The sequence below is a fragment of the Bacillus sp. FSL R9-9834 genome (genome assembly GCF_038006905.1).
In the GTDB taxonomy this organism is placed as follows: domain Bacteria; phylum Bacillota; class Bacilli; order Bacillales; family Bacillaceae_G; genus Bacillus_A; species Bacillus_A pacificus.
Map to the genome: position 1 here is coordinate 2,643,347 of NZ_JBBOWD010000001.1, position 25,981 is coordinate 2,669,327.

Annotated in this window: 30 protein-coding genes and 2 pseudogenes; 9 read left to right on the forward strand and 23 right to left on the reverse strand. The window is 33.3% G+C overall.

The window, feature by feature from the left end:
* Window positions 1–33 precede the first annotated feature (33 nt).
* A complete protein-coding gene (gene clpP / locus MKY00_RS13670) occupies window positions 34–615 on the reverse strand; it encodes an ATP-dependent Clp endopeptidase proteolytic subunit ClpP (protein WP_001992188.1) in 582 nt (193 codons plus the stop codon).
* A gap of 21 nt (window positions 616–636) precedes the next feature.
* The gene (locus MKY00_RS13675) at window positions 637–1,323 is read right to left on the reverse strand and encodes an RNA polymerase subunit sigma-70 (RefSeq protein WP_016717679.1); all 687 of its coding nucleotides are present in this window, start codon (window positions 1,321–1,323) and stop codon (window positions 637–639) included.
* Between the two features lie 143 nt (window positions 1,324–1,466).
* Between MKY00_RS13675 and MKY00_RS13680 the strand changes: the two genes are divergently transcribed.
* The 3 genes from MKY00_RS13680 to MKY00_RS13690 all read left to right on the forward strand — a co-directional run bounded on the left by MKY00_RS13680 (window position 1,467) and on the right by MKY00_RS13690 (window position 2,994).
* Window positions 1,467–1,787, forward strand: coding sequence for a 2Fe-2S iron-sulfur cluster-binding protein (locus tag MKY00_RS13680; RefSeq protein WP_001125397.1), 321 nt, complete (start codon window positions 1,467–1,469; stop codon window positions 1,785–1,787).
* 4 nt (window positions 1,788–1,791) lie between these two features.
* A complete protein-coding gene (rpiA, locus tag MKY00_RS13685) occupies window positions 1,792–2,454 on the forward strand; it encodes a ribose-5-phosphate isomerase RpiA (RefSeq protein WP_016717680.1) in 663 nt (220 codons plus the stop codon).
* 105 nt (window positions 2,455–2,559) lie between these two features.
* Complete coding sequence (locus MKY00_RS13690; protein WP_000555726.1) at window positions 2,560–2,994, forward strand: GNAT family N-acetyltransferase; 435 nt, start codon at window positions 2,560–2,562, stop codon at window positions 2,992–2,994.
* A 248-nt stretch (window positions 2,995–3,242) separates the two neighbouring features.
* On the opposite strand, the gene MKY00_RS13695 is transcribed toward MKY00_RS13690, so the two are convergent.
* The 8 genes and pseudogenes from MKY00_RS13695 to MKY00_RS13730 all read right to left on the reverse strand — a co-directional run bounded on the left by MKY00_RS13695 (window position 3,243) and on the right by MKY00_RS13730 (window position 7,781).
* Window positions 3,243–4,436, reverse strand: a complete 1,194-nt coding sequence (locus tag MKY00_RS13695; RefSeq protein ID WP_016717681.1) for a macrolide family glycosyltransferase — start codon at window positions 4,434–4,436, stop codon at window positions 3,243–3,245.
* Between the two features lie 55 nt (window positions 4,437–4,491).
* On the reverse strand, window positions 4,492–5,136 hold the full coding sequence (locus tag MKY00_RS13700) for a formylglycine-generating enzyme family protein (protein WP_050558058.1): 645 nt from the start codon (window positions 5,134–5,136) through the stop codon (window positions 4,492–4,494).
* A 65-nt stretch (window positions 5,137–5,201) separates the two neighbouring features.
* The gene (locus MKY00_RS13705) at window positions 5,202–5,720 is read right to left on the reverse strand and encodes a DNA topology modulation protein (RefSeq protein ID WP_000755805.1); all 519 of its coding nucleotides are present in this window, start codon (window positions 5,718–5,720) and stop codon (window positions 5,202–5,204) included.
* Window positions 5,717–5,809 (reverse strand): annotated as a pseudogene (locus MKY00_RS13710) (aminoglycoside phosphotransferase); the annotation flags it as partial. The gene MKY00_RS13705 and the pseudogene MKY00_RS13710, both read right to left, overlap by 4 nt.
* A 17-nt stretch (window positions 5,810–5,826) precedes the next feature.
* Window positions 5,827–6,213 carry a ribosomal maturation YjgA family protein gene (locus MKY00_RS13715; RefSeq protein ID WP_016717685.1) on the reverse strand — a complete coding sequence of 129 codons (387 nt, stop codon included), beginning with the start codon at window positions 6,211–6,213 and terminating at the stop codon, window positions 5,827–5,829.
* Window positions 6,214–6,278: 65 nt separating this feature from the next.
* Entirely contained in the window at window positions 6,279–6,986 is a 708-nt protein-coding gene (locus MKY00_RS13720; RefSeq protein WP_016717686.1) for a class I SAM-dependent methyltransferase, read from the reverse strand.
* Between the two features lie 21 nt (window positions 6,987–7,007).
* Window positions 7,008–7,361, reverse strand: coding sequence for an MmcQ/YjbR family DNA-binding protein (locus MKY00_RS13725; RefSeq protein ID WP_016717687.1), 354 nt, complete (start codon window positions 7,359–7,361; stop codon window positions 7,008–7,010).
* Window positions 7,362–7,376: 15 nt separating this feature from the next.
* The gene (locus MKY00_RS13730) at window positions 7,377–7,781 is read right to left on the reverse strand and encodes a GNAT family N-acetyltransferase (protein WP_016717688.1); all 405 of its coding nucleotides are present in this window, start codon (window positions 7,779–7,781) and stop codon (window positions 7,377–7,379) included.
* 204 nt (window positions 7,782–7,985) lie between these two features.
* Between MKY00_RS13730 and MKY00_RS13735 the strand changes: the two are divergent.
* A pseudogene (locus MKY00_RS13735) lies at window positions 7,986–8,414 on the forward strand (S-layer homology domain-containing protein); the annotation flags it as partial.
* Here the strand turns inward: MKY00_RS13735 and MKY00_RS13740 are convergent.
* The 6 genes from MKY00_RS13740 to MKY00_RS13765 form a co-directional block, all read right to left on the reverse strand.
* A complete protein-coding gene (locus MKY00_RS13740; protein ID WP_000680402.1) occupies window positions 8,414–8,830 on the reverse strand; it encodes a GNAT family N-acetyltransferase in 417 nt (138 codons plus the stop codon). The pseudogene MKY00_RS13735 and the gene MKY00_RS13740 overlap by 1 nt on opposite strands.
* A gap of 26 nt (window positions 8,831–8,856) precedes the next feature.
* Window positions 8,857–9,234, reverse strand: coding sequence for a hypothetical protein (locus tag MKY00_RS13745; RefSeq protein ID WP_016717690.1), 378 nt, complete (start codon window positions 9,232–9,234; stop codon window positions 8,857–8,859).
* Window positions 9,231–10,007, reverse strand: a complete 777-nt coding sequence (locus MKY00_RS13750; RefSeq protein ID WP_016717691.1) for a serine hydrolase — start codon at window positions 10,005–10,007, stop codon at window positions 9,231–9,233. The genes MKY00_RS13745 and MKY00_RS13750 overlap by 4 nt, the downstream gene beginning before the upstream one ends.
* Before the next feature lie 154 nt (window positions 10,008–10,161).
* A complete protein-coding gene (locus tag MKY00_RS13755) occupies window positions 10,162–10,674 on the reverse strand; it encodes a GNAT family N-acetyltransferase (RefSeq protein ID WP_016717692.1) in 513 nt (170 codons plus the stop codon).
* Window positions 10,675–10,696: 22 nt separating this feature from the next.
* Window positions 10,697–11,020 (reverse strand): DUF952 domain-containing protein, encoded by a 324-nt coding sequence (locus tag MKY00_RS13760; protein WP_016717693.1) that lies wholly within the window; start codon window positions 11,018–11,020, stop codon window positions 10,697–10,699.
* A gap of 162 nt (window positions 11,021–11,182) precedes the next feature.
* The gene (locus MKY00_RS13765; protein WP_016717694.1) at window positions 11,183–13,252 is read right to left on the reverse strand and encodes a HelD family protein; all 2,070 of its coding nucleotides are present in this window, start codon (window positions 13,250–13,252) and stop codon (window positions 11,183–11,185) included.
* A gap of 364 nt (window positions 13,253–13,616) precedes the next feature.
* Here MKY00_RS13765 and MKY00_RS13770 point away from each other — a divergent pair, with 364 nt between their 5' ends.
* Entirely contained in the window at window positions 13,617–14,471 is an 855-nt protein-coding gene (locus MKY00_RS13770) for a CPBP family glutamic-type intramembrane protease (protein WP_016717695.1), read from the forward strand.
* 33 nt (window positions 14,472–14,504) lie between these two features.
* Here the strand turns inward: MKY00_RS13770 and MKY00_RS13775 are convergent, their stop codons facing one another.
* The 3 genes from MKY00_RS13775 to recQ form a co-directional block, all read right to left on the reverse strand.
* A complete protein-coding gene (locus tag MKY00_RS13775; protein WP_016717696.1) occupies window positions 14,505–15,248 on the reverse strand; it encodes a class I SAM-dependent methyltransferase in 744 nt (247 codons plus the stop codon).
* Window positions 15,249–15,412: 164 nt separating this feature from the next.
* Window positions 15,413–15,796 (reverse strand): gamma-glutamylcyclotransferase family protein, encoded by a 384-nt coding sequence (locus tag MKY00_RS13780; RefSeq protein WP_016717697.1) that lies wholly within the window; start codon window positions 15,794–15,796, stop codon window positions 15,413–15,415.
* Between the two features lie 25 nt (window positions 15,797–15,821).
* Window positions 15,822–17,939, reverse strand: a complete 2,118-nt coding sequence (gene recQ, locus MKY00_RS13785) for a DNA helicase RecQ (protein ID WP_000494287.1) — start codon at window positions 17,937–17,939, stop codon at window positions 15,822–15,824.
* 1,058 nt (window positions 17,940–18,997) lie between these two features.
* Between recQ and MKY00_RS13790 the strand changes: the two genes are divergently transcribed.
* From MKY00_RS13790 to MKY00_RS13800, 3 genes are all read left to right on the forward strand, one after another.
* Window positions 18,998–19,621: a hypothetical protein gene (locus tag MKY00_RS13790; RefSeq protein WP_016717698.1), complete on the forward strand. Its 624-nt coding sequence runs from the start codon at window positions 18,998–19,000 to the stop codon at window positions 19,619–19,621.
* A 128-nt stretch (window positions 19,622–19,749) separates the two neighbouring features.
* Complete coding sequence (locus MKY00_RS13795; protein WP_000606242.1) at window positions 19,750–20,106, forward strand: hypothetical protein; 357 nt, start codon at window positions 19,750–19,752, stop codon at window positions 20,104–20,106.
* A 133-nt stretch (window positions 20,107–20,239) separates the two neighbouring features.
* On the forward strand, window positions 20,240–20,692 hold the full coding sequence (locus MKY00_RS13800; RefSeq protein WP_016717699.1) for a hypothetical protein: 453 nt from the start codon (window positions 20,240–20,242) through the stop codon (window positions 20,690–20,692).
* A gap of 391 nt (window positions 20,693–21,083) precedes the next feature.
* On the opposite strand, the gene MKY00_RS13805 is transcribed toward MKY00_RS13800, so the two are convergent.
* The 3 genes from MKY00_RS13805 to MKY00_RS13815 form a co-directional block, all read right to left on the reverse strand.
* Window positions 21,084–21,914 (reverse strand): GH25 family lysozyme, encoded by an 831-nt coding sequence (locus MKY00_RS13805; protein ID WP_016717701.1) that lies wholly within the window; start codon window positions 21,912–21,914, stop codon window positions 21,084–21,086.
* Window positions 21,915–22,339: 425 nt separating this feature from the next.
* On the reverse strand, window positions 22,340–23,074 hold the full coding sequence (locus tag MKY00_RS13810) for an N-acetylmuramoyl-L-alanine amidase (RefSeq protein ID WP_000135295.1): 735 nt from the start codon (window positions 23,072–23,074) through the stop codon (window positions 22,340–22,342).
* A 239-nt stretch (window positions 23,075–23,313) separates the two neighbouring features.
* Window positions 23,314–23,763 carry a DUF6884 domain-containing protein gene (locus tag MKY00_RS13815; RefSeq protein WP_016717703.1) on the reverse strand — a complete coding sequence of 150 codons (450 nt, stop codon included), beginning with the start codon at window positions 23,761–23,763 and terminating at the stop codon, window positions 23,314–23,316.
* A gap of 296 nt (window positions 23,764–24,059) precedes the next feature.
* On the opposite strand from MKY00_RS13815, the gene MKY00_RS13820 reads away from it, so the two are divergent.
* Window positions 24,060–24,257, forward strand: a complete 198-nt coding sequence (locus tag MKY00_RS13820) for a DUF4017 family protein (RefSeq protein WP_016717704.1) — start codon at window positions 24,060–24,062, stop codon at window positions 24,255–24,257.
* Window positions 24,258–24,275: 18 nt separating this feature from the next.
* On the opposite strand, the gene MKY00_RS13825 is transcribed toward MKY00_RS13820, so the two are convergent.
* Entirely contained in the window at window positions 24,276–25,922 is a 1,647-nt protein-coding gene (locus tag MKY00_RS13825; RefSeq protein WP_016717705.1) for a M3 family oligoendopeptidase, read from the reverse strand.
* Window positions 25,923–25,981 lie beyond the last annotated feature (59 nt).

A 25,981-nucleotide genomic window follows, 5' to 3' on the forward strand; every position in this document is an offset into this window, starting at 1 on the left:
AGAGAATGAGCATATTCTCTAGCCTGGTTTATATTATTTTTTCTCAACGACCCCATCAACAATCCCATATTCTTTAGCTTCCTCTGCTGTCATAAAATAATCTCTTTCCGTATCATGTGCTATTTTTTCGATTGGCTGTCCTGTTCTATCAGCAATAATCTTATTAATGTCATGCTTTAATTTCAATATTCTTTTTGCTGTAATTTCGATTTCTGTTGCTTGCCCTTTTACACCGCCAAGTGGCTGATGAATCATGATTTCACTATTAGGAAGCGCGAATCTTTTTCCTTTTGCACCAGCTAATAGTAAAAGGGCACCAAATGATGCAGCTAAGCCCATACAAAGCGTTTGCACATCCGGTTTAATAAGATTCATTGTATCTAATATTGCAAATCCCGCTGTCGTTGAGCCACCAGGACTATTAATATACAGAAATATATCTTTCTCCGCATCTTCCGCTTCTAAAAATAATAATTGCGCTACTACACTGCTCGCAACCTGATCATTAATCTCTGAACCGATTATAATAATGCGGTCTTTCAATAACCTTGAATATATATCATAGGAACGTTCTCCTAATTTTGTTTGTTCTACTACATATGGAATTGCATTCATTTTAAATCCCTCCAATAATTTTTATGCCGCGCAAAGCATACAACTGTAGGAAGAGGATTGTTTCACATTAAATAATAAGACTGGCTGTTTAGATGGTAACTTAGTAAAATCTATTGTCGGAAGCAGTTTCGTTAATAATTCCGGTCTCTCCTCTCGAATAGACGTCACTACAACTTCCATATCATCTGTGAATTCAACTATCTCAATCCCTTCTTCACTTACAGTTTTCAACCTATTTCTACTCCGAAACAAAGAAGCTTTTACTGCCCCTTCCGATACGGAACATACTTTAGCAATATCAACGATACTATATTGAAAAACATCCTTTAATAATAAAATCGTGGATTGCTGTACATTTAATGAAGATAATACTTTCCCTACCATTTCATGCAAATCTGCAATATTCTCTTGTGGCTCTTCAAAAGTGATTTGTTCTCTTATTTTTTCATGAACAGACTTAGACTTCATCTGATCTAACCAACGATTTCTTGCTATTTTATAGACGAGTGCCATACAAATATCTTTATTTCTATATTTTTGAAGTACTTTACACACTGTTTCTTGGGCGAGATCTTCCCCATCCCATTTGTTTTTCGTTAAAAAAGTACAGTATCTTTTTAACTCTCCATATTGCTCAATTAAAAAATTTATATTTGAATGATTCATATCGATATGATTCTTTAAAATATGAGTAACTTTTGTGCACAAAATAACCACTCCTTTTCAGCGCTTACTTAATTAACGATTCAACAAATAAAAAAGTTACGGGGCATATAAAAAAATTATGTTTATGTTCAATAATTCGCGGTCATAAATATGTTATGTACCATTTTACGTGAGGAGGAACAAATTTGCCAAAATTAACAATTGAAGGTACGGGAACTTTTGATGTACAAGAAGGCACAAAATTAGTATTAGCAATTGAAGACAACGGTGTAAACATACTCCATCGTTGCGGCGGGAAAGCACGGTGCACAACTTGTAGAGTAGAAATTATAGCAGGTGATTTTTGTGAAGCGAATGCAAAGGAAAAAAATGCGATGACAGAAAAAGGGATTGAAGATCATTTACGATTATCTTGTCAAATGCGTGTACATAAGGATATAGTAGTTCGTCCGGTACTTACAGTTGAAAATTCAGGTCTTGATGCTGGACCACGCCCAGCGGAGTAAATCGATGAATTTAAAACAACTCGCTGGTGAATATGCTGCAACTTTCGTAAAAGATGGAATGAAGATTGGGCTTGGTACAGGTTCTACCGTATACTGGATGATAGAAAAATTAGGTGAACGTGTAAAAGAAGGACTATCATTTCAAGCTGTCCCGACATCAAAAGAAACTGAAGTATTAGCTCAGCAACTAAATATCCCACTAATTTCATTAAACGACATACAAAGTCTTGATCTTACAATTGATGGAGCGGATGAAATTGATTCAAATTTACACCTTATAAAAGGAGGCGGTGGCGCATTACTTCGTGAAAAAATCGTTGCCTCCTCCTCTAAAGAACTACTTATCATTGCTGATGAATCAAAACTTGTAACGCATTTAGGTACTTTTCCATTACCTGTTGAAATCATACCTTTTTCATGGAAACAAACCGAAAGTAAAATTCAATCTTTAGGTTGTCAAACAACGTTACGCTTAAAAAATAATGAAACATTTATAACCGATAATAATAACATGATTATTGATTGTGTATTCCCTCATAACATAACGAATCCTGCCAATTTACACAATCATTTAAAAATGATTACTGGTGTAGTTGAAACCGGATTGTTTGTTAATATGACTAGTAAGGCGATTATTGGAACAAAAAACGGGATACAGGAATTATAATGGATGCTGACCCTTACAGTCAGCTTTTTATATTTCTCTTTACTACGTATCATTATGATATACTATGAAAATAAAAGTACATTACACTAGAAAGGGCTGAACAAATTGCACTCCAAACTCATAACAGAACGTACAGATTTAGAAACTGCCTTCTACATTCGAAAAGAAGTATTTGTAAAAGAACAAAATGTCCCTCTTGAAGACGAATTCGATACATTCGATGAAATTGGTGAGACATGTAAACATATTTTAGTTTATTATAATGAGCTTCCCGTTGGTACAGGTCGCATACGATTTGTTGATGGAGCTGGAAAATTAGAACGTATTTGTATTTTAAAAGACTATCGTAAATATGGATTAGGAAAAGTAATTATTCAAGCGTTAGAAGAAATTGCTCGTGAAAAAGAATCTACAAAAGTAAAACTACACGGTCAAACACAGGCTGAAGGATTTTATAAAAAATTAGGTTATCAAACTTCTTCTGATATATTTATGGAAGACGGTATTCCACATATACTTATGACGAAAATATTATCATAATAAAAAGGGCAGTATATGAAACTACATTATGTATTCATATACTACCCTTTTTATTAATAGAAAAATGAATTCTCAAGATGTCCTTTTGCATCAAAGCCCATTATCTCTTAGTTTATATCTTAGTAAAACTTATACTGTTTTCCATAATGATAAGGCATAAATCCAGTTTGGATCCCCATTTCCTTTATAACTCTGGACTATTTCATATAGACACTCTTCTCATAAATAATCTTCTATTATTACTGATATTACTGACCTACAAATGTAGAAATTTCATCAACAGCTTGTTTATGCCCACTAGATTTTCGAAATGACTCCTTCAAATGCAACGCAGCTTTTTTATATGATGGATTATTTAATACAAGTTCTACACTTTCACGTAGTTGTTCTACAGTTAATTCTTTCATAGATAACTTAATCCCAACTCCTAGATTCTCTACTTGCTTTGCAATTACTGGCTGATCTGCACTTTGCGGAATTACAATGAGTGGAATCCCGTTATTTAATCCTTCATGTGTACTGTTCATTCCGCCATGTGTAATAAACAACTTTGTATATGCAAGTAGTTTCGTTTGTGGCACATAATTTTTTACAATGAAGTTTTTAGGAATTTCACCTAAATCACTTATGTTCGTTTTATTACCAATAGACATCACAATTGTATGATCACTATTCTCGAACGCCTTCATACAAAGTTTATAAAAATCAAGCGCTTCATTAAAAACAGTGCCTAGCGAAATGTAAATCGGGCATTTTTCTTCAATTGAAGTAAAATCAAAGTCTTCATTTTTTACTTGTGCAGAAATAGATGGGCCTACAAATTTATATGTTTCATTAAACGTATCACCGAAAGGTTGAAACTCTTTAACCGTATACACAATAGTGAGTGGCGCTGGGTTACAAAAAACTTCATACGTTGAGTTTATTTCAACACCATATTTCTCTGAAATTCCTTTTGTTAAGCGTTCAAAATCATTATGTATGTTATCTTGAACTTCCACTGGTATATTTTTAGACAAGTGATCTAACATTTGTTCAAACGATCTTTCATCCTGCGCAAAAGATGTACAAGAATTTATTGCTGGAAGCTTTAGAATTTGAGCAATTAAACGACCGCACCCAAACATCGAATCGTGAATGATGTAATCAAACTGCTCTCCTTCAATTTGCTCTAAAACACTAGGTATTACCACATCTGCTGTATATAAGAGACCATTTATTCTTTCTTGCAAATAATTTCGACCACCGGAAAGAAATGCTTTTATAAATCTTTGGTCGTCAATTGTTCTTACAATAGCCCCTGTTTTTTCAATACGTTCTCTGAAAGCTTCTATTGAAAAATAAACTACCTCTTCCCCGCGCGAAACTAATTCTTCTACAACTTGCAACGTTGGATTTATATGTCCTTCTGATCCAGTATTAATGAATAAAACACGTGCCACTTTAAACACTCCTTAATTTAAATCTTCTCTACATTATTTTGCTCTTATAATTCTTCTAAATGGACTTAGCGAGCCTAAATCCAAGGTCATCTATATAAAATGTTGGATGACTACGGCGACGACAAGTCGCGCCACAACCTCTAGCTTCTTCAGCCCAACTACCACCTCGAAAAATCCGGTATGCTCCATACACCTTTTCATCATACAAATCATAACACCATTCCCAAACGTTCCCCAACATATCATACAAGCCCCATGCATTCGGCTCTTTTTTACCGATGTCTTGAATTTGTCCGTTTGAATTTTCATTATACCAAGCAATCTTTTTCAATTCACCATATATGTATCCAGTAGTTCCTGCTTTACACGCATATTGCCACTCTGCTTCTGAAGGTAATCGGTACCCATTTGAATCTAAATTACAACTAACAATTTGACCACCGTCATTAATAGAATAATATTCTTTTAACCCCGCTTTTTTTGAAAGCAGATTACAAAACATAATGGCATCATTCCATGAGATATTTACAACTGGTTTGTATTTATCTTTGGATAAATTTGATGTATGATTCGTAATCGCATCATACAATTCCATCGTTACAACATACTTTGCAAGAAGAAACGAATTAACTTGGACTTTCCATTCTTTCTTTATTCGATCATCTCTTAATTCTACTTTTCCTGTTGGAATTTTCACCATATTAGAATCAACTAGCCTAATAAATCTATCCAATTCTATCCCCCCAGGTTATTTCTTTTTATAATCTAACTATTTATAGCATCGTACTTCTCTAAAAATAGTCTTACTTCATTTGTAGATTTTAAAATAATAATATCTTTATCCTTACTCAATTGATTTAACTTCTTTAAAATTGTAGGTCGCTTCGTCTTAGGATATTCCCATATCCATTTAAAAAATTGCAAATCAAATCTTTCCTTACATCCCGCGCCCATATCCGGTCTTGTTTTATTCCGATATTGTATAACTCTTTTAAAAGCACGATAAGCACATATTGTTCTATGAATATCAAGAAAGATAATTGTATCCGCTGCGTTCATTCTTATATCCATTGTCCCACCATAATTCCCATCAATAATCCACTCATCTTCTTTAACTAATTCATTTTGAACCTTTCTTTGCTTTTCTTTCGAAACACCCTCCCAATTCGGTTTCCAAAATAACGCATCAAGATGATGTACTTTAATATTTAATTTATTGCCTAACTGCCTTGCTAATGTAGACTTCCCTGAACCACCAGAACCTATTAATATAACTTTTTTCATATTTGCACACTCCTTTCTATTAATTCTTCAATAGTTTCTTTATTAGCAAAAATCCAGAAAAACATCTCTTCATTTAACTTTAATAAATCCCCCCATTTAAACTCACTTATTTCTTCCATAAAATCAACTCAAAAAGAAATCCTATTCCAACACCAATTGTGTAAGCCACTAAATCACTCCACAAAAATCCATAACCTAACACGAGTCCACCTAAAGTCGTTGCACGAATGCTATCTATCCATTCGGCATGGTACAATTGGCTCACTTCAATCCCGTAGCAAAACATTAAACTAATAAGAGCCAATTTCTTCATTTCTATTTTAGGAAATAAAAATCCGAATCCAATGAAAATCATTAACGCCCATAAAGCATCACCTAAATAATCATTTAATAGAGCCGGCAGCGCAAAAGCAAACTTTCTTGAACTAAGTCCTAAAATAATAACAAGGATTGTAAACGTTGCGTATAGTAATCTATTCCGTTTCATATTCATTTCAAAACTCCTAATTCATCATTTAAAACTGCAAAATAGCTAGTAAAATACAATCATTTTACTAGCTATTTATTCACTGCTTTAACAATAAGAAAATGTGGATTTGTATTTAAATAATGATAAGATTTTTCATTTACTTCTTTCATCTTTTCAACTGGCCTCGGCTCAACTATTTTTTCCAACACAAAATAATTTGTTGTTTCATTAACAATGTCTTGAAGTGACCTTCTAAAAAATTCAACTTCAATTGTAATGTTTGGTTTAACCCAAGTATCTAATAATAATTGTTTTTCGAAATAATTTTTACAAGTAAACTTTGTAAAATCCATAAAAGGATGATGAATGGAGTATATAAATTCTCCACCTGGCTTCAGTACACGACGAAACTCCTGAAATACTTGATTCCAATTTTCTAAATAATGAAGGGTTAACGAACTTACAATTACATCAAAAGTATGATCTTCAAACGGTAATATTTCTTGCAAATCATGACAAAGAAACGTTGCCTTATCACCCATACTTTCCTTTGCAGCTTTTACCATTTCAGAACTTACGTCAATTGCTGTTACATTTGCTCCACTTTCTACAAATTGAGAAGTATACCATCCAGCTGCACACCCAGCATCTAGCACACTCTTCCCTTCTAATTTCTTTGGAATCATCTCTATCATCGCTGGTCTTTCATAATAGCTGTTATATGGATTTGCGACATCTAGATTTTCTTTATATGTACTCGCTAATTTATCATATGTATCTTTAATCGTGTCTTTCAACACACCCACCCCTTATACATATTAATCTAATAACTCTTGCTGCTTTTTCTTTGAAAATGACTGCAGAACTAAATCATACGACCAATCAATCATCTTATTAATTTGCATCTGTTCCACATCTTTATGTATATACACCGTATTCCAATGTTTTTTATTCATATGATACCCCGGAATGATTGTTTCTGGATACTCTTCTCTTAATCTTAGCGCAAGTTCTGGATCACATTTTAATGTTATTGCCGCTTTTTCGCCTTCTTCATGGTTCAATATCGCAAAGATTTTATTATTAAGCCTCATACATGTTGCATTCCAACCATCAGGAGAATCTTCTGTCGCTTTTCTTTTCGATAAACAGTACGCTCTTGTCGCAATCATTCTAATTGTCACCTCTTATTCTTTCACTATTTGATTACGGTGCATCACAATTTGTTTCGTCACTTGAAATTGCTGTTGACCATAAAACTTTATAAGTTTCTCTCCACAAAATAGGCTCACAATATTGATATGAGATATCTCTTCAAGCAACATTGTAAGCATCTTCTCACCAATATCTTTATTTCTTACACTCTCATGCACAACAACATCTTCTAAGTACGCTCGAAAAACACCGTCTGAAACAACTCTAGCAAAACCAATTAACTCATTTTCTTTCCATACCCCAATTGCTATACTGTTTTTTAACATTTTTTGAATATCGATTTCTTTTCTTTCTGGCCACCAACCGACAGAATCGTAAAGCCTCTTTAATTTTTCTGAACAGATTGGTTTCTCATCTTGTAATTTATACGTATACATTTTCTTTCTCCCATTTAACATATTATAAATTATTATAAATGATTTTATAAATTTATAATATGGATTTTACAATTGCAATATAAACAATTCTCTAATACCTTTCCTATCTCCTCTATTAAGTTAGATCATTTCAAATTAACAAATTTATGGAAATACAAAACAACTAATAAAATATTTACCTATTAAACTTTGAATTACTTGTAAGAAATGGCAGTAGTTTTAGTTAAAACTTTTAATTTGAAACCTACAGGTGCAGACGTCAATTTCCCTGATGTTCCACCTAATCATTGGGGTTACAATTATGTCAAAATTTTAGCTCAAAATAATATTACAGCTGAATTTCCTGATGGTACATTTGGTCCAGATGTAAAAGTAACTCGTGAACAGTTCGCTGCATTTTTAGCTCGTGTATTAGGACCTAGTTTCCGTCCGGCTTTTCCTAAGCCTAAAGGCGAGTTAGAAGTTCATTATATTGATGTAGGACAAGGTGATGCTACTTTTATTAAATCTCCAAGTGGCGAAACAATCCTTATTGATGGTGGTAACAACGGAAAAGGTAAAGTAGTAGCAAATTATTTAAAAGGATTAGGATTCCAAACTATCGATTATATGATTGCCACTCATCCTGATGCCTATAACCTCTTCTCTAAAAAGTGTTGACTATGCCCTTTAGGATGATCTTCAACAACACCATATTCTCGGTAGCCGTGCTTTTTATAAAATTCTGGCGCTTGAAAACTAAATGAATCTAATAATATTAATCTACAACCTTTTTCCTTCGCAATGTCTTCAATTTTATGTAATAGTTGACTACCATAACCATCATGACGAACTGAATCATCAACCCATAAAAAATCTATATGGAGATGATAAAAATACATCGTTCCTGTTACCCCGCCAAAGATTTTCCCAGCCTCATCTTTCAGAACAAAACTTACTTGTTCCATCGGCTGTTTTGCTTCATCTGTTAAAATAGACATGTTATATTGAATGACCTTATTTTTTATGTATTCTCCTTCAGCGCGAGTACCATTCTCTATATGTTTCATATATTTCTTCCTTTCAACTTAGTAAGTTACCTTTTATTTTTACTTTTCCTTTTTAAAATACTAATACATACGAATCCACCATAAGTAATAAAGCATGAAAAACCAATTATCCCTGGCACAGAAACATAGCCTACTCTTATATAACTTATAACTGCAAAAGAAGCGATAGATAGTAAAATAGATGGCCAAAATAGAAGACCTGTTTTTCTTCGTCTCTCTTTCGATGTACTTTCTTTCTCTTCAGAAACTCGTGTGCCAAAAAGTAATACAATACAAATGAGGATCGCTGCAAAATAAATGGTATCTAATGACAAATTGTGATCGTATAGTGCGATACCCACTTCAAGAGCAATAATCGTTACAATTAAAATAATGATTGTTGATGTCTTTAAGTTTCTTTTCAATTGCTCACTCCTAGCATACTTTCACTATATTCTTTGTATATGTATTTCAAAGCTACTGCAAAAGCTTCATCTACCTCTTTATTTTCACGTCGATTAGGTAAATCTTTTCCCCCAATAACATAAAGAAACGGGAATTTGTTGAATATTCCTATTATACCAATATTTATTGCAGCTGAAGATAGTCCACCTGTCATATGAGCTAAGTGATATGAATGTATTCCTTCATATTCACCTTGCTGTCTTACCATGCCGCTAATAATTGGTTCCCATAATTCTGCTTCTGATTTATAACCCTGAAAAATATGTACTAAAAGTGAAAGAATCTCATTTAATTCTCCAACATTTTTCTCATCCCTAGCGTCCTCTTGTATATGAATTTTTGAAAAGTACGTTTGGGCATACATTTTCACAGCATCCCATCCACCACAGTACATTACAACTGACTGTGCAACGTAACTATCATGACATGCTATCATTACTTCTACTGCTTTACTAAGTGTTAAAGTCCTTCTTCCTTGTAAATGTGGATACAACTGCGCACTATCTTCATTTGGATTAAATTTAACATGCTGAAGTATATCATTCCAATTACATGTATTTTCCTTCACCATTTGCGCTACTACAAATCCGATTACTACTTTTGCTGCCGATGCTAACGGAATATTTATTTCACTATTATATGAAGCAACTATACGATTGTTTTTTGTAGAATAAATAGCTATTCCAACATGATTAGATTGTATCTCTTTCATTTTTTGAATGACAGTTTCCATTTTCATTCCTCATTTCATATCGTTTTATCACCTTTAATAATTCAATATAGAATGTATAAACCCTTTTTAGTAGATTAAATCGGATATTACAAAAGGAAAAAGGTAACATGAATTGCTCCTTGCTACCTAAAAGATACATGTTTACGAAAAATCTCTATTCTTCTAAAGGATTTTTAGGGCCATTAAGCTCCAATTGATAAAAAGCTAAATCTAGCCATTTATTAAACTTATAACCAGCCTTTTTAATCGTCCCTGCATGAACAAATCCATAGTTTTCATGTAAAGCAATACTTCTCTCATTTTCCGCATCAATTCCAGCAATTAAAGTCATATACTCTCTTTCCCGTGCAATGGCTATCAGTTCTTTCATTAAAGATGTCCCAATTCCCCTTTTTCTATATTCCTTATTAATGTATATAGAATGTTCAATTGAATATTTATAGGCGGGCCAAGCTCTAAACGGACCAAATGTTGCAAATCCTACTACTTTATTATCTAGTTCGTATACAAAAATCGGATAACCATCAGCCTTTTTCTGTTCATACCAATCTATTCTATTTTTAAAGGTTACAGGTTTATATGCATATACAGCTGTTGTATTTAGTATGGCATCATTATAAATATCTAAAATGTATGTTACATCTTTTTCCGTTACGTCCCTTATCATGATTTTCTTCCTTTCAAAATGTTTACTCTGGTAATATAAATTCCCCTTTTTCCTTAGGAAATGGAACAACATCTATAATTGCATCTATATTAATTGCTCCGTAAACATGCGGATATTCTTGGCCGTTAGAAGCAAGTTCATATTTTATTTCTGCTTTCACTAAGGATGGATCAATTGTCAGTAATAAAACATCTTCTTCATGAATGAAATATTTTTCCGCAACGTTTAAAGCTTGTTCTAAAAATGAACAATGAATAAATCCCTCTTCTTTTAGTGAAACTTCATTAATCTCTCCATTTATCTTTGCGATTTCCCAATTTCTCTTTGTTATTACTTTTGTAATCATTATCATGTCTCCTATATATTTATAAAGTGAAACTTTAATCAGCCCGCGCCCCACCTAACTTCTTTACTTTCGCTGCATTTTGAGGTGGGGGTCTTACTGCCCATTAAAGCGTGATAAACTAAGAGGCTTTCCTATTCATTACTAGAAAAGCCTCTTGAATTTTTATTTCTTAATTAACGGAGATGCTTCCCCGCTATGGAAAATCCATAAATCATGAAGCGACCTTGTACATCCAACATATAATAACTTTGCATCATGTTTCGTATTTTTATAATGTTCTGCATCAACATCAATGAGTAGAACAGCATCAAATTCTAACCCTTTCGCTAAGTATACAGGTACTACTGAAATACCACCTTCATATTTACTTTGATCTGCTTCAATGAAGTTTACAGCCAATCCTGCATTTGTTAATTTCTCATATATATCGCGGCACTCACCGTCTGTTCTTCCTATTACCGCAATTGTTTTCACATCTTCACTTTGTAGATGTTTTAATGTCTTTACAATTTCAGTAAACTGTTCTTCTGTATGAATTATTTTCACTTCTTCACCACTACGGAAAACTGGCATTGCAAGCCCTACTGGAATCTCTGCATTTTTAATTATTCCGTTCGCAAATTCTATAATTTCTTTTGTAGAGCGATAACTTCTCGTCAGTTCATAATAACCTGTTTCTTGGAATACTTCCTTAAAAGCACTCCAATCTTCAATCCCTTGATAATCATAAATTGCTTGAGATAAATCACCTAATATAGTGAAAGAGTTACCTAGTGTAATTTCTTTTAATACATAAACTTGAAATGGTGAGAAATCTTGCGCTTCATCAATAACGACGTGATGAAATTTCTGCCCGATTTCAATACCTGTTATGCGATGATGTATGTAAATTAAAGCTGGCAAATCTTCTACATACACTTCTTTTTTACGACAACTCTTCTCCGTTTCTTTCACAAGTTCCTCGGGTAATACTTCGAGTATTTCTTTGCTTTTCAATATTGAACTATATATTGAAAGCGAGCTCATTTTCGGCCAAAACTTCATATAACTGTTCAATCTCTTTGTCGCTTCTTTTTTTAATAATTTCTTCTCATTTGTTTCTCCGTATTTTTTCAGTTCAATTTCAATCCATCGCTTCATTCGGCCAACTAAACGTTCTCTTCTTTTCTTTAATGGATAATGTTTATATTCAACTTGCATCCATTTTTTTATATCTTCCACTGGAATAACAGCCTTATCCCATGCCTCAAAATCACTTGTTGGTACTAGTTCTTTTTCAAATTGAACCATTTTCTCTTCAATAAAGGACTTAAATTCTATCGTACCTTTCAATTTACCAAGCATAATCTTTCTTTCATCACGATTAATAGAAAATGCTTCTTTCAATTTTTCTTCTGTCTGCTTCAGTTTCACCGAATCATCTAACGTACGTAATGCCCAGTCTGGAAATATTGTTTGACTAATATTCCCGACACCTAATTCAGGAAGTACACTCGAAATATAATCTAAAAACAGACTATTCGGAGCAAAAACAATCATTCTCTCCGCTTCTAATTGCTCACGATATTCATAAATTAAAAAAGCAAGACGATGTAAAGCGATCGTTGTTTTACCGCTTCCTGCAACCCCTTGAATAAGTAGTGGTAAGTTTCTTTCCGCACGAATAATATCATTTTGCTCCGATTGTATCGTCGAAACAATATCTTTTAGTTTATTATCTTTATTCTCACCTAATCGATATAGAAGAAAATCATCGGCATGCGAGACATCTTCATTTCCTTTCACATATGTATCAACAACACGTTCTAATTCTCTTTTTCGAATAGAGATGTTTCGCTTTAAATAAACATCACCTTCTACTAATCCGTCTGGTGATTGATAAAACGCTAATTCATCACCGCCGGTAAATGAATAAAACATACTTGCGACAGGTGCCCGCCAATCAATTACAATTGGTTTCATCGTATCTTTATCTGAAACACCTACTTTACCGATGTAAATCGGCATAACATCTTCCTTACCATCCTCTCGAAAATCTAATCTTCCAAAGTACGGCTCTTGTACACCAATACGTAAATTTTGTCTATTAGACTCCCTCATACTTTCAAGAATTTGTTCTTTAAAATCATCGCCATAATAAACCGGAATGTTTTCGAGCTCTTCTAATTGATCATCCATCGTACGTAATGTATCTTTCATTCTTTGTAACTCTTCTTCAAAAATGTTGTTCATATGATGATTCCCTCCTGTCCGTTCTAAATTTTCAGTCGAAATATAATTGTATTAAAAATCCATTTATAAAGTCAAGGACTTAATTTGTTTTTTCTGAAAAAACTTACTTTTCACCTTTCTAATATTGAAATTCAAATGATATTTTTACATTATAAGAATATATAACATCTAAATCATACAACTACACATATAATAAAGTGATTTATACAAAAGCTGCTATTTTCTATTGATTAAAAGGACTTTATACTATCTAACTAAGTTCCCCTTACATACTCTCCAGCTTCTTTTCTAGATATCTATTATTTCATTTATAAAATAACTAAAATCACAAAAACAAAAATAAAAGTAAAGGAGTCTATTCAAAATGACTGCTACCAAAAGAAAACCCCTTAAGTTACATTTACTTATTTTTGTGTTCATTGTATTGGCAAGTGGCTGGATTGGCGTAATTCTAGACTCTTTTCTAACAGATCAGCCTGAAGGAAACTCTTTAGGCATGGGGCTGTGGTTAATATTACCTTTCCTCTCATGTATTTTCCTTAGAGTTATTAGCCGTGATTGGAATGATTTTGGTATAAAACTAAATTTGAAGGCAAACTTTAAATGGTACTTCGTTGCGATACTAATTTACCCGTTCGTTACAGTAATAACGATAAGTTTAGCACTTATTTTTGGAGTAGCAAACATAACTAGTTTTGAAATATATTCGTTATTGTCACTCATATTCATGTCTACTATTGGTAACTTTATTAAAAATATTTTTGAAGAGTTTTCATGGCGCGGTTATTTAACTCCTAAGCTCATTGAACTAAAGTTAAACGATTGGTTTATTTATATTATTTCTGGTTTAGTTTGGGCTCTTTGGCATGCCGCTTATTATTTAGTTTTTTTACCAAATGAATATTTCGAATCTATTTCAAGGTTAAATATGCTTTTATCCGGTTGCATACTTATGGTTTCTTGGTCTATTATGTATGTTGAAATATATAGACTTACAAAGTCAGTATGGCCATGCGTTATCATGCATGCAATTGAAGATGCCGTTCCTACTGTTTTAGTTACAATAACAGGGATCATTGCACTTACTAACAGTAGTGATCTTTGGTTAAACCCTATTAGTGGAGTCGTTGCTACTATTATATTTCTTGGAATTGGGATCGTACTAAGATCTATAAGAATTAAAAAAGAACGACAATTAAATACGAAAGACAGTCAATGATTCACACTATAGAAGCAAAAAAGAGTAAGGAATTTAATCCTTACTCTTTTTTACTTTTATTCGATATGATAAACATTCATTTAACGACGCTTGCTCTTTATATTTTCCCTCTTCAAAGTCATACGCTCCTCCTGGGAAAATCCCAACTATACTTAGACCAGCTTCAGCACATAGATTACTAATCTCATCTACCGTATAACAACGTAAAGACTGTGTAACTATATCATTTGGATTATTAGGATGCCACCAATGATCTAACATTCTTTCATTTATGCTATCATATTCATATTTTCGCATAGCTGAACTTAAGAGCATTTCTTGTCCACTTACCTTTTTCCAATACAATGGTTGATAAATATCAATAAGTGCACATCCATCATCCTTCATCCAATTTTTAATCCGTTTCAATAGAATCAATTGTTCATCATCTGTTCCTACACCAAACCCATCTAAATAACTAACAACATCAAACTTTTCTTCAAAATTAATTTTATAAAAATCAGCGCAATGAATAGCAATATCATTAGTAGAATGCTCTTTTGCAAACATAACTAACTCTCGTACAAGCTCAACAGTAGTCATCTTTACACGTAACTTAGACATCGCCCTTGCAAAACCGCCATTTCCTGCTCCCAGTTCTAACATCGACTGAAATGGATGTCCAATTTGCTCTTTAACTTCTTTAGCGAGCTGCTCTAACCAGCTTTCTGTATTTATATCGTAATTCGACAGTTCAAATTGTTTTTGATAAAACTCCCTCACATCTAATTCGTTCATTATTCTCCTCCTGTAATAAGTTTTCCCGCTGTAGGTGACCGACTAATTTTCTGACACCTATGAAATTCCCTATATTCACAATTTATCAAAATAATAAGAATTTTGGAAGTAGTAAAACAAAAAGCAGATAACGGAAAATCCCACTATCTGCTCTACGGCTGCTCTTATTGTCCTTTTTGATATTCTACCCAATCACCAGAAATGATAACTTTCTTCAGCATCTCTTTGTCTTGAGCAACATACACAAATGCACGTATTTCTCTATCACTAAAGTATATTGTTTCGGTGATTCGGTCATATAAATCACTCTCTGCATTACCTGTGTATTCTTCCAGTTCATCTAATTTTTGCAGAACAGCATCATTTACTTCATAAACTTCTCCATATACCTTATCTTTATTTGAACAAATCATCGCTGGATACCCTTCGTTTGTATCAAATAATTCGCCATACGTCCATGCTTCGTCTGCAATGCATATTGCACCTTGCATATAATGAGCATTCGTTTGCTCTTTTCTTAGCGTGCCATACACAAAAACGTGATGCATAAATCCCTATCCCCTTTACATGTCACTACTTTCTAATTTGTAAATAAGCACGAATCATAAAGTAACTCACTTCATTCGGAAGTTGTTCCTTAATCGATTTCAGACCACCATCAGCATTTTGCACAGCAGTTTCAATCAGTTGTTCGTATTCTGCAGGAACAAAACTGTTCCAGTCTACTTCCATTCCATCTTCAAAACAACGAATTAAATGATTTTCAATCGTTTGTCTTGATAATCCACGTTCTTTCGCAATTTCATCTAGATTAATACCTTGTTTATACATTTCATACGTTTCCAAATGAGAATTTGCTGAAGCTTTCCCTGATTTTTTCCGCTCTGTCACCACTTCTGTTTTAATAGTTTCAGCATAGTTTGGATTTTCCTCAATAAAGTGCTGAACTGCTTGTAAGAAGTGCGAACCATACTTCACAAGTTTGTGTTCACCAATCCCTTTCACAGTTAAAAGTTCAGAGTCGCTTTGCGGCATTTTTGCGCACATATCTTTCAACGTTTGGTCAGAGAAAATAACGAATGGAGGTACCCCTTCTCCTTGCGCAATTTCTTTACGTACTTCGCGAAGTACTTCAAATAAAGGATGATCTTGAACGATTTGTCTTGTCTCTACTCGTTCTTTACGTAAAACATTCTCTTTACCAAGTAACACTTCTTTCCCTTTTTCCGTTACTTTTAGTGTCGGGTAAGTACCATGTTCAACTGCAATTAGCTCGTCTGAAATTAAAAACTCAATAAATTCACTCACTTCTTTTACACTACGATTTGATAAAAGTCCGTAAGTTGGCAAAGTATGAAAATTAAATTCAATGACTTTCTTATTTTTAGATCCAGTTAGTACTTGTGCAATCATTTGTTTACCAAATCGTTGGTTCGTCCTAATCATACAAGATAAAACCATTTGCGATTCTCTCGTCACATCGATACTTTCTCGGTCGTCTGTACAATTACCGCAGCGGCCACAATCTTCTTTTGGTTCTTCTCCAAAGTATTGCAAAATAAATGATTGTAAACATTGTTCTGTATGACAGTAGTCAGTCATATTTTGCAGTTTTTCAAGTTCATTTGAAAAACGAGACTCTCCTGTCGATTGATCAATTAAAAAGCGTTGTACTTGTACATCTTGAGAAGAATAAAGCAATATACATGCACTATCTAATCCGTCACGGCCAGCACGTCCTGCTTCTTGGTAATAACTTTCCATATTTTTTGGAAGCTGATAATGGATAACGTAACGAATATTCGATTTATCAATACCCATCCCAAACGCAGATGTGGCTACCATTACGCTCACTTCATCACGTAAAAAGAGTTCTTGTTGCTCATTTCGATCGTTATCACTCATACCAGCATGATATTTTGATACAGAAACTCCCGCTTTCATTAAATCCTCATACAACTGATCAACTACTTTTCTAGTAGCTGCATATATAATCCCAGATTCCTTTTGATTTTGACGAATATAATCCGCTAAATATGCATTACGATCTTGTCCTTTAATAACAGAAAATGATAAGTTCTCGCGCTCAAACGTTGTCATAATCGTGTTTTCTTGATTAATTCCAAGCGTGTTGCAAATATCATCACGAACTTGTGGTGTTGCCGTAGCAGTTAATGCTAATACGAGCGGCTTTTCTGGAAGATAATCTAATATACGGTGTATATGTAAATAGCTCGGACGGAAATCATGTCCCCACTGCGAAATACAGTGCGCCTCATCAATGGCAATCATCGGAATTTTCATATCGATCAGTTGGTCAACAAACTCCATTGAATCAAGTCGCTCTGGCGCTACATAAAGTAACTTATAATGGCCCTGTTTCGCTAATTGAATTCGTTGATTCGCTTCTGTAATCGAAATAGAACTATTAATATATGTAGCTGAAATACCATTTTGTACTAATGTATCTACTTGGTCTTTCATAAGCGATATTAAAGGCGATATAACTAACGTTGTTCCTTCAAATACTAATGCGGGAATTTGATAACAAATTGACTTACCACCACCTGTAGGCATAATACAAACTGTATCTTTCCCATCTAATACATTTTTAATTGTTTCATCTTGTCCTCTTCGGAATGACGAATAACCGAAATAAGACGCTAAAAGTTCTTGTGCTTTTGTAAACAAAAAAGAGTCACCTGCTTTTCTTTATCTTTCATCTACTCCTATTATATCATCTCTTATGGGTCATGAAAGCGATGAATACATGACTAACGTCCTGCTTTTTCATTATTTTATGCTTCTTTACGTTTTAGAGCTGGATTAACAACTATAACGAATTTCTAAATAAATACACATTTTATTAATTCTCCTTGAATACTACTAATCTTATACATATGAATTCAGGAGGTTACTATATGAAGCACCATAATATTAGTTTCATCAAACAGAAAAGCGTATCGAACCAACCCCAATTCTCAAATAATGAAGCGTGGAAATATGAATCATACTATAAGTACCAACCATTATTTTCTTATAGAAAGCTTTTTCATTTTCTTTCTCAACTTTTTAAACGTTAATACACGTGCGAAATAGATCGTTCCTAATAATTTTCTCAATATGAACCTTATAGACTTAATACAATACAGTTGTTAACATATGAAATATTCTGTTTGATCCCCCCCTTAAGTTGACCTGCTTATTTGTGCAGGTCTTTTTTGATTTATATATATTTCAGTACACTTTTAGATGTGATTGTAAATCTTTTCTCCATTTTATAACCATACTCCACTCACAACAAATGATGATAATAGCAAGAAGTAAAATATAAGTTTTTAACATTTAATAAAGTAAATCTTTTTTTCTCAATACACAAAACGAATTTCACTTGTTACTATTAAAGTACTCCAGATGAGTTTTTGCTCATCGACATTATCTAGTCAAAGGGATCTGCCGCGGGAAGCAGATCCCTTTGACTTTATTAAAGATACACTTTCATTTGGACACATTTACCAGGTTTTTTTAAGCGAATTTTATGATAATATTACGTAGTCGAGTCCGACATCTCGGCAATACCCTTTTGATGCTCTGCAACTTCCCTTGCAGAGCATCTTTTACTTTATATTCGTTTTATCTGTATATCACAATTAAAACACTCAATTTTTAAAAATAAGCGAGGACACGTAACTAAATATAAATTTCCATCATACTTTGAGTTATACATGTTCAAAGGAGTGTTACCGTTTATGTACCCTTATTGGCAATCGTATTACTCCCCCTATCATAACCCTTATGTACAGTTTGATACATCTGTACGTAATTACCGAATTAGTAAAAACGAGAATTTTTTAAAAGGTTATATGCGTTCCTTATGGGAACAACACGTTGCTTGGACGAGATTAGCTATTATAAGTATTGTTTTTAATTTACCTGACGTAAACATTACAGTTGGGCGGCTTCTTCAAAATGCAACACATATGGGACTGTCGCTTGAACCATTCTATGGTGAGGATGCTGTAAAAAAATATAGTGCACTAATTAAAGAACACTTAGTAATTGCAGCGGATCTTGTTAAAGCAGCAAAAGCTGGTGATCAAAATTCAGCTACTGCTATAGAGAAAAAATGGTACGCTAACGGAGATGAAATTGTTGCATTTCTTACTAGTATTAACCCATATATTGATAAAGAAGCATTTAGAAACATGTTTTATGAACATTTAGCACTAACTAAGGCAGAAGCACTGGCATTCCTAAATAAAGATTATGAAGCAGGCGTAAAACTGTACGATAAAATTGAAAAAGAAGCTTTAGAAATGGCCGACATGATAACAAACGCAATCGTAAAGCAATTCCCGCAAGTATTTCAATAACAATAAGCCGATTTGAAAACCAAATCGGCTTATTGAACTTTCTATCAATGATATTTCACCTGTCCTCTTTACATTTAACGTATATCGATATATTTTATTAATATCCGTTTTTTATAGGAGGAAACAGTTTGATTAACGCCATTGGTCTCGTATTTATACTCACAAATAAATATGAGAAAAAGAAGAAAGTTTATCTAAATGAAAAATTCGCATTAATAGACATTATTGATTCTAAGGAAGTAATTGATGATGAAGGAAACTCACTAGTAGAACTAACATGTAAATACAGTATATATTTAGATGAAAAATACTACTGTAAATCTCTTGATGATTATACTGGACAAGTCTTTCCTTTCTTAAGTGCTAAAATAGGAAAAGGAATTCTCAGAAACTTAAATTATTATTTTTCTTACGTTGATGTATACGATAAAAAACCACCGGTTAAAGAAATTAGACCACTTATGAAACAAGTAACTAACAGATAGCAAAAAATACAAAAAAGAAAGCATCTAACTCTGGATGTTTTCTTTTTTATTGAAAACTCAGCAAATTTCATCCTCTTCTAAAAGTATGTATCCAAGCATATTTTAAATTAAAAACATTGGAGGATTAGACTGAATGAAATACTCAGAAACTATTGTAAGTAAACGACTACGAACGCTTAAAATGACGGGTATATTTTTCATGCTAGTATTAATAGCATGGATTGGATATACAAAATTACTTTATAAAAACGGATTTCTTCAAGAAAAAAAGAATTCAGTAGAAGTAATGAATACTAGCATTACAGGAGAAATAGAGCAGTTTTTTCATATCAACTTACAAGGCTATCGAAAAACGAACCTTGATGCTGTTATAGAAGCAAGTAAAACAGATCCAAGCGAACTCTCCCTAATTGAACTAGTCAACAAATCCTGCTCGCGAGATTGCATAGGCGAACCAGTCACATATGTAAACTCAAACAATGGATATATCTTTTATAAGGAATCTAATGGAACTAATGTAGCTATAACGATTAAAAAGAAAGACACATGGTTAGTTGTAAAGCAATCTGTTCAAGATGGAATATAATCACCCCAAAAAAGAGTGCGTATCGTACTCTTTTTTATTATTAATACCCTTCCTCTTCATGCCTACAATGGCATTTCGCTTTTGTTTTACAATGACATTTTTCACACTCACACTTCGGTTTCTCTTTGCAACAACACTCGTGAAAATCATTGCGTTTACATCTATATCTCCCAAACATCAAATCATCCCAAAATTTATTACAATCTTGAAAATGTCCACAATGACAAGTATTTCTCATAAATATGCTTCCTCCTTGATAGAATGCATCATATTCTATGTTTAAAAGTATACAATGGCTTGTTTGTTAGTCTATTTTCTCCATATTATAAGTAGAGTTAAAAGATTACATAAAAATAAAAAACCGTCACATGACGGCTTTTTATTTAGCAAACTATTCTTTTGTATAAAAATATTTAAGTCCCTTAGCATCTAACCACGCTGTCGCTCGATCTAATTCATTCCCTTGGCGATATGCTGTTTCAAATCTAACTAATCCTTGTTTATCTCCATATGAGATAATACGAGATTCATACCCAAGAGCATCCATCATTCCTAACATTTCTACTACTAACGCTGTACCAAATTCATACGTAACAACTTTACTAAATTTATTCACTATAATTCCAACTCCTTCTTGTTTTGTCGATTGTTCAACAGTTTGATTAGTAAACCAAACTAACGGTTTATTTCCCATTAACTTATTTAAATCACATTTTCCTATGCCGGCTACATTCCCTGTTTCTGTGTATTGCCAAATATCACATGGGTAGGCTGGTTTGTTACCACCATAACGAGGAATCCATACAAAATCACAATTGACATTTGCCATTCCAAATGGAGCATACATATGATGAGCGATGTATAAACCGACTTTCTTAGCTCCTAATCTTCGTAATTCATCAATAAAAGCTTGTGTACCTGCTCTCATATCGTTCATTGTTTTTACTTCTATGTCAGCTACCCAAACTGTTGCATTTTTATCACCACGGTTCCAAAAGTCTCTCGCCTCTATCCGTGCATCCTCTACTGAAACGAAACGACAGAACGCATAATTACCAAACGGAATATTTCTTGCTTTCATTGCTTGTACATAATTTTTATATAAAGGATCTACATAATTTGAACCATCTTGCACACGTGCAATTACAAAATCTAATTGTGGAGCCGCGATATCCCAATTAATGTTGCCATTCCATTTCGAAATATCTACAATGTAACCCATTATTTAACATCTCCTTTTTCGTTATTATATTCAAAGCTTGTTTTTTTGCTATTATCATCTAATAAATAGTATGAGAAGTATTGTATTATTTAGTAATAATTTAAAATTCGGCTTATGTATTGAGAAAATAAAATATTATTACGGGTTTAATAAGTAAAGACTTACAAAGCTCTAAACTATAATCAGTAGGAGGCCACAAGCAGTGCAATTCCCAGCTAATTTCTTAGCTTCATCCGAATTTTGAGGTATGAATTTTACTGCCCATTAAAGCGGGATACACAAAACCACCTTTCTGACAGGTGGTTTTGTGTACTACTTTACATATACATTATCCATATTTATAGTTACATAATTATTAATTACTTAATATACTTGTTAACTAAAAATAAGACAATTTTTAGTTTTTAATCAAACTAATTTTCGTTTTATCTCAAGTACTCATAGTACCATTTACGTGCATCTAACCAAGCTGTAAATTTATCGATATTTCCGGACGGATAGCCATTCGTTATAGCATAACCAATGCCATCTTTCTGAACGACAATTTGTCCATCAATACCCGCATCAACCATCGCCTGAGCCAAAGCTTGTAAATTGCTAAATGCTACACCACCAGTTTTTACTTTGAGCAAGTCCGTTGCACCTCCTCCAGTTTGTCCTGTAAGAGCAAATACAATAGAATTAGCGATTTTATCAACATTCCATTTTGCCATGTCGGATTCATTATCAATAAATCCTAATTCAATAAGAATAGCCGGTGCCTTCGTTCCATTTAATACCGCTAAATCTGTACGTTGTTTCGCACCTCGATCACGCCATCCAATATCTTTTGCTAGTTGAGCTGATATTTTAGCCGCCAAATCTTTCTGATCATAATACAAAACCTCAACACCCTGTCCATTTCCATCACTTGCATTAAGATGAAAAGAAATAACTAAATCCACAGCATGGGAATTGCTATTCCGAATGATATTATTTAAATTTTGTGATTGAGTTGTCCCTACCTCGTCCGTATCGTCATAAACCGTGTGTCCTAGGGATCTTAACTTAGTCGCCACAGCATCTTTAACTTGCCTATCTAGAACGTGTTCTTTCCGATTCCCAAAATTAGCCCCTTGAACAATACTATTGTGTCCTCCATGCAAACTATATCTGGCCATTATTTATCAACATCTCCTTTCTTAATATCATATTCAAAACTTGTCTTATTGCTATTCCCTCTTACAATCTTAACTGTCCCCATACGTCCTACATTTTCTATAGGTGAAGGCAAATCGTTTTCGATATAAAAAGTGGTGACACGAACAAAAAGCATCACCTTTTTGGCGATGCTTAAAAACTCTATTTTACGTTTTAGCTCCTTAAAAACAGTTTAAGCTCATGGTGACCGAAACTATACTTATATTTCCTCCTCTTCCTTCACTGCCTCTTTCAACCTCTGCAACATATATCCAATTCCTTTACATCCTTCTAACGGATATGTAATCATTTCTTCTGGATATAGCTTTGTTACTACTTTTTTATGCTTTTTCCCTGCAAGTAAGACGATTTCGTCAAACTGTAGTAAACTTTTATCTACCATCTGTTTTTGTAATTGCTCTATACTTATTACCTTATCGCTCTTTGAATCAAACGCAAGATCATAGTTTTCTAGTACAATATCATTTGGCCTTAAAAATCCATGCTTCGCCGATAATATAACCCAATTCTCAAAAAACATCGTTGCATACGCCTGACACGCTTTTCCGAACGGGCTAATATATACATCTTTTGCCTCCATAGGCCCGTAATCCGGATACTTATCCCAAATTTTCTTCTTTCCGCATGGAATTATGCATAACCTTTTCATTTATCTCTTACCTCTTCTCTTGCATAAGTAAAATTAACTATTTTACACATTTTTCTCTCAACATGCTATATAATGATATTAAAAATAAAAAATATATCTTTTACCATAAAACCATCGTTTTTTACTTATAATTCACTTTTTTAAGATTTGAAATCCCATTGCCCTATTTAAACATAGTACACTTTTTGTAAATATTATAATACTACCAATAATGGTACATTTACTTTTCAAAGCTCTTAATGTTAATTAAAATATATGAATGACAAAATATTTTATCTTTAGAAGGAGGTGAATAAGTGAAAAATATACTCCCTGCACTAGTACTCTATATTATTGTTTGCGTAATCGCTATGATTGCTCCAGCATCTCAAGGTTATAATCATGTGGGCTGGAAGTTGTTTGTTGGGCAAGCGTATGCTATACCTATTTTTCTCATTACAGCTATTATTACATTTTATATAAACAAGAAAAAACCTACGAACAAACAGCTATAAGGATAGCTAATGCTATCCTTATTTTAATTCATTAATCAGATCAACAATTACACTTGCAGTACTTTCTATCCTTTCTTCCGAAAAATCAAACGTGACACCTGTTTTTTCATATATTTCTTGTATTGGTAGGTTCCAGTCTGCACTCGCTCCCTCTTTAAAGAAAGTAATCGCTTTTTCTGGATCCTCTCGATAAATTTGAAACAATTGCATTGCTCCTATTTGCGCAATTGCATATTCAATTTTATAAAAAGGAAACTGAACAAAGTGAAATGACTCTACCCAACTCGAACCAATTTCATCTTCTAATCCGTCAATATTGACTGATGAATATTGATACCTTTTGCATAGTTCAGCGTATTTCTTATCACGCTCTTCTGGTGTATGGTTTGGATTTGTATAGATCCAATGCTGGAATACATCTCCTGCAATTGACGACAATAATAAAGACAAAGCACGATATAATTGTACGCGCTGCACTTCTTTATATTCATCCTCTTGCTTGTAAAAAATAGTAAGCTTATCCATTACTAGTAACTCAAGACTGAGGGAATAAAGCTCAGCCACCTCTTCACGAAGATACCTTTCCTGCATGCTACTATCATTTTTAAATTGTTTATAAAAATGAAATGCATGTCCCACTTCATGTATGAGCGCATTAATCGCATAAAATGATGGACTAAAATTAGAATACACAAAAACCTCTTTACTATGAGGCAAGGTAAAACAAGCAGCTCCTGGTGCTTTATTTTCACGTTCTTCTACATCAATTAATCCTGCTTTTCGTATATGGATAAATTCCTCATAAAAATATAAATCTGTCTTCCGAAACATTTCTTCCAACCCATCCAATAAATCAATGGCATTTTGAAATGGAGCTTTTAGTATATTACATGGAGTAAGATCCCAAGGGCGATACGTTTTTACACCGAGATTCTTTTTAGAAATACTCCCTAATTGTTTCCAAATTGGTACAACATACTTTTCTATAGATTCATGGAGCTTATAGCAATCTTCAATGTTATAATCTCTGTTTTTTTGTTTATAAGCATATTCACTATAATTATGAAATCCTGCATTTAAAGCGAGCTCATTCCGTAATTGTACGAGCTCATTCATAATACAATCTATTTCCATCTTCACTGCACTTCTTGCTTCACATAAAGCGTACCAAGCTTTTTCACGAATAGCTCTATTAGAGTTATCTAGCTGTGCTTTAACGTATGCATACGTCTTTTGCTCTCCCTCCCAATTAATTGTTATGTTAGACATTATTTCTCTATACTTCGTAATAAGCTCTTGCTCTTTAATAGAAAGAGCAATATTTTCTTCATTAAACATTCTACTCTTCACAAATCTTGCTTTTTTCATAAATCCATATTTCTGCTCATCTAATAAGTCAGAAAACGGACACTCTCTAAATTTCTCGTCAAATTTTGCAGTGTATCTTTTTAAAAGTGGTTGAATTGTATTTTGATTATACATATGTAAATCACGCATATTTCTGTCATCTGTATCTCTATACGTGGCGATCAAACTACTTGTTATCTCCTCTTCTACTTCAGCGGTTACACGCAGTTCATCGAAAAGCCAACTTTCTAATTCTAAAACAGAAGTAATATTTCGCTCTAAAAGTGACTGTAATTTACTTTCGAATTCATTAAGCATACACAAACCCCCTATTAAAAATTCGAATTTTCTGTTTTATACAGATAGAAAAAGACAAG

What these genes read in the sequence shown, in the direction of transcription:
- clpP (WP_001992188.1), bottom strand. Translation starts at nt 615, where the DNA reads ATGAATGCAATTCCATATGTAGTAGAACAAACAAAATTAGGAGAACGT.
- rpiA (WP_016717680.1), top strand. Translation starts at nt 1,792, where the DNA reads ATGAATTTAAAACAACTCGCTGGTGAATATGCTGCAACTTTCGTAAAA.
- MKY00_RS13700 (WP_050558058.1), bottom strand. Translation starts at nt 5,136, where the DNA reads ATGGTGAAAATTCCAACAGGAAAAGTAGAATTAAGAGATGATCGAATA.
- MKY00_RS13705 (WP_000755805.1), bottom strand. Translation starts at nt 5,720, where the DNA reads ATGAAAAAAGTTATATTAATAGGTTCTGGTGGTTCAGGGAAGTCTACA.
- MKY00_RS13715 (WP_016717685.1), bottom strand. Translation starts at nt 6,213, where the DNA reads ATGAATATGAAACGGAATAGATTACTATACGCAACGTTTACAATCCTT.
- MKY00_RS13725 (WP_016717687.1), bottom strand. Translation starts at nt 7,361, where the DNA reads ATGATTGCGACAAGAGCGTACTGTTTATCGAAAAGAAAAGCGACAGAA.
- MKY00_RS13730 (WP_016717688.1), bottom strand. Translation starts at nt 7,781, where the DNA reads ATGTATACGTATAAATTACAAGATGAGAAACCAATCTGTTCAGAAAAA.
- MKY00_RS13740 (WP_000680402.1), bottom strand. Translation starts at nt 8,830, where the DNA reads ATGAAACATATAGAGAATGGTACTCGCGCTGAAGGAGAATACATAAAA.
- MKY00_RS13750 (WP_016717691.1), bottom strand. Translation starts at nt 10,007, where the DNA reads ATGGAAACTGTCATTCAAAAAATGAAAGAGATACAATCTAATCATGTT.
- MKY00_RS13755 (WP_016717692.1), bottom strand. Translation starts at nt 10,674, where the DNA reads ATGATAAGGGACGTAACGGAAAAAGATGTAACATACATTTTAGATATT.
- MKY00_RS13760 (WP_016717693.1), bottom strand. Translation starts at nt 11,020, where the DNA reads ATGATTACAAAAGTAATAACAAAGAGAAATTGGGAAATCGCAAAGATA.
- MKY00_RS13765 (WP_016717694.1), bottom strand. Translation starts at nt 13,252, where the DNA reads ATGAACAACATTTTTGAAGAAGAGTTACAAAGAATGAAAGATACATTA.
- MKY00_RS13770 (WP_016717695.1), top strand. Translation starts at nt 13,617, where the DNA reads ATGACTGCTACCAAAAGAAAACCCCTTAAGTTACATTTACTTATTTTT.
- MKY00_RS13775 (WP_016717696.1), bottom strand. Translation starts at nt 15,248, where the DNA reads ATGAACGAATTAGATGTGAGGGAGTTTTATCAAAAACAATTTGAACTG.
- MKY00_RS13780 (WP_016717697.1), bottom strand. Translation starts at nt 15,796, where the DNA reads ATGCATCACGTTTTTGTGTATGGCACGCTAAGAAAAGAGCAAACGAAT.
- MKY00_RS13790 (WP_016717698.1), top strand. Translation starts at nt 18,998, where the DNA reads ATGTACCCTTATTGGCAATCGTATTACTCCCCCTATCATAACCCTTAT.
- MKY00_RS13800 (WP_016717699.1), top strand. Translation starts at nt 20,240, where the DNA reads ATGAAATACTCAGAAACTATTGTAAGTAAACGACTACGAACGCTTAAA.
- MKY00_RS13805 (WP_016717701.1), bottom strand. Translation starts at nt 21,914, where the DNA reads ATGGGTTACATTGTAGATATTTCGAAATGGAATGGCAACATTAATTGG.
- MKY00_RS13810 (WP_000135295.1), bottom strand. Translation starts at nt 23,074, where the DNA reads ATGGCCAGATATAGTTTGCATGGAGGACACAATAGTATTGTTCAAGGG.
- MKY00_RS13815 (WP_016717703.1), bottom strand. Translation starts at nt 23,763, where the DNA reads ATGAAAAGGTTATGCATAATTCCATGCGGAAAGAAGAAAATTTGGGAT.
- MKY00_RS13825 (WP_016717705.1), bottom strand. Translation starts at nt 25,922, where the DNA reads ATGCTTAATGAATTCGAAAGTAAATTACAGTCACTTTTAGAGCGAAAT.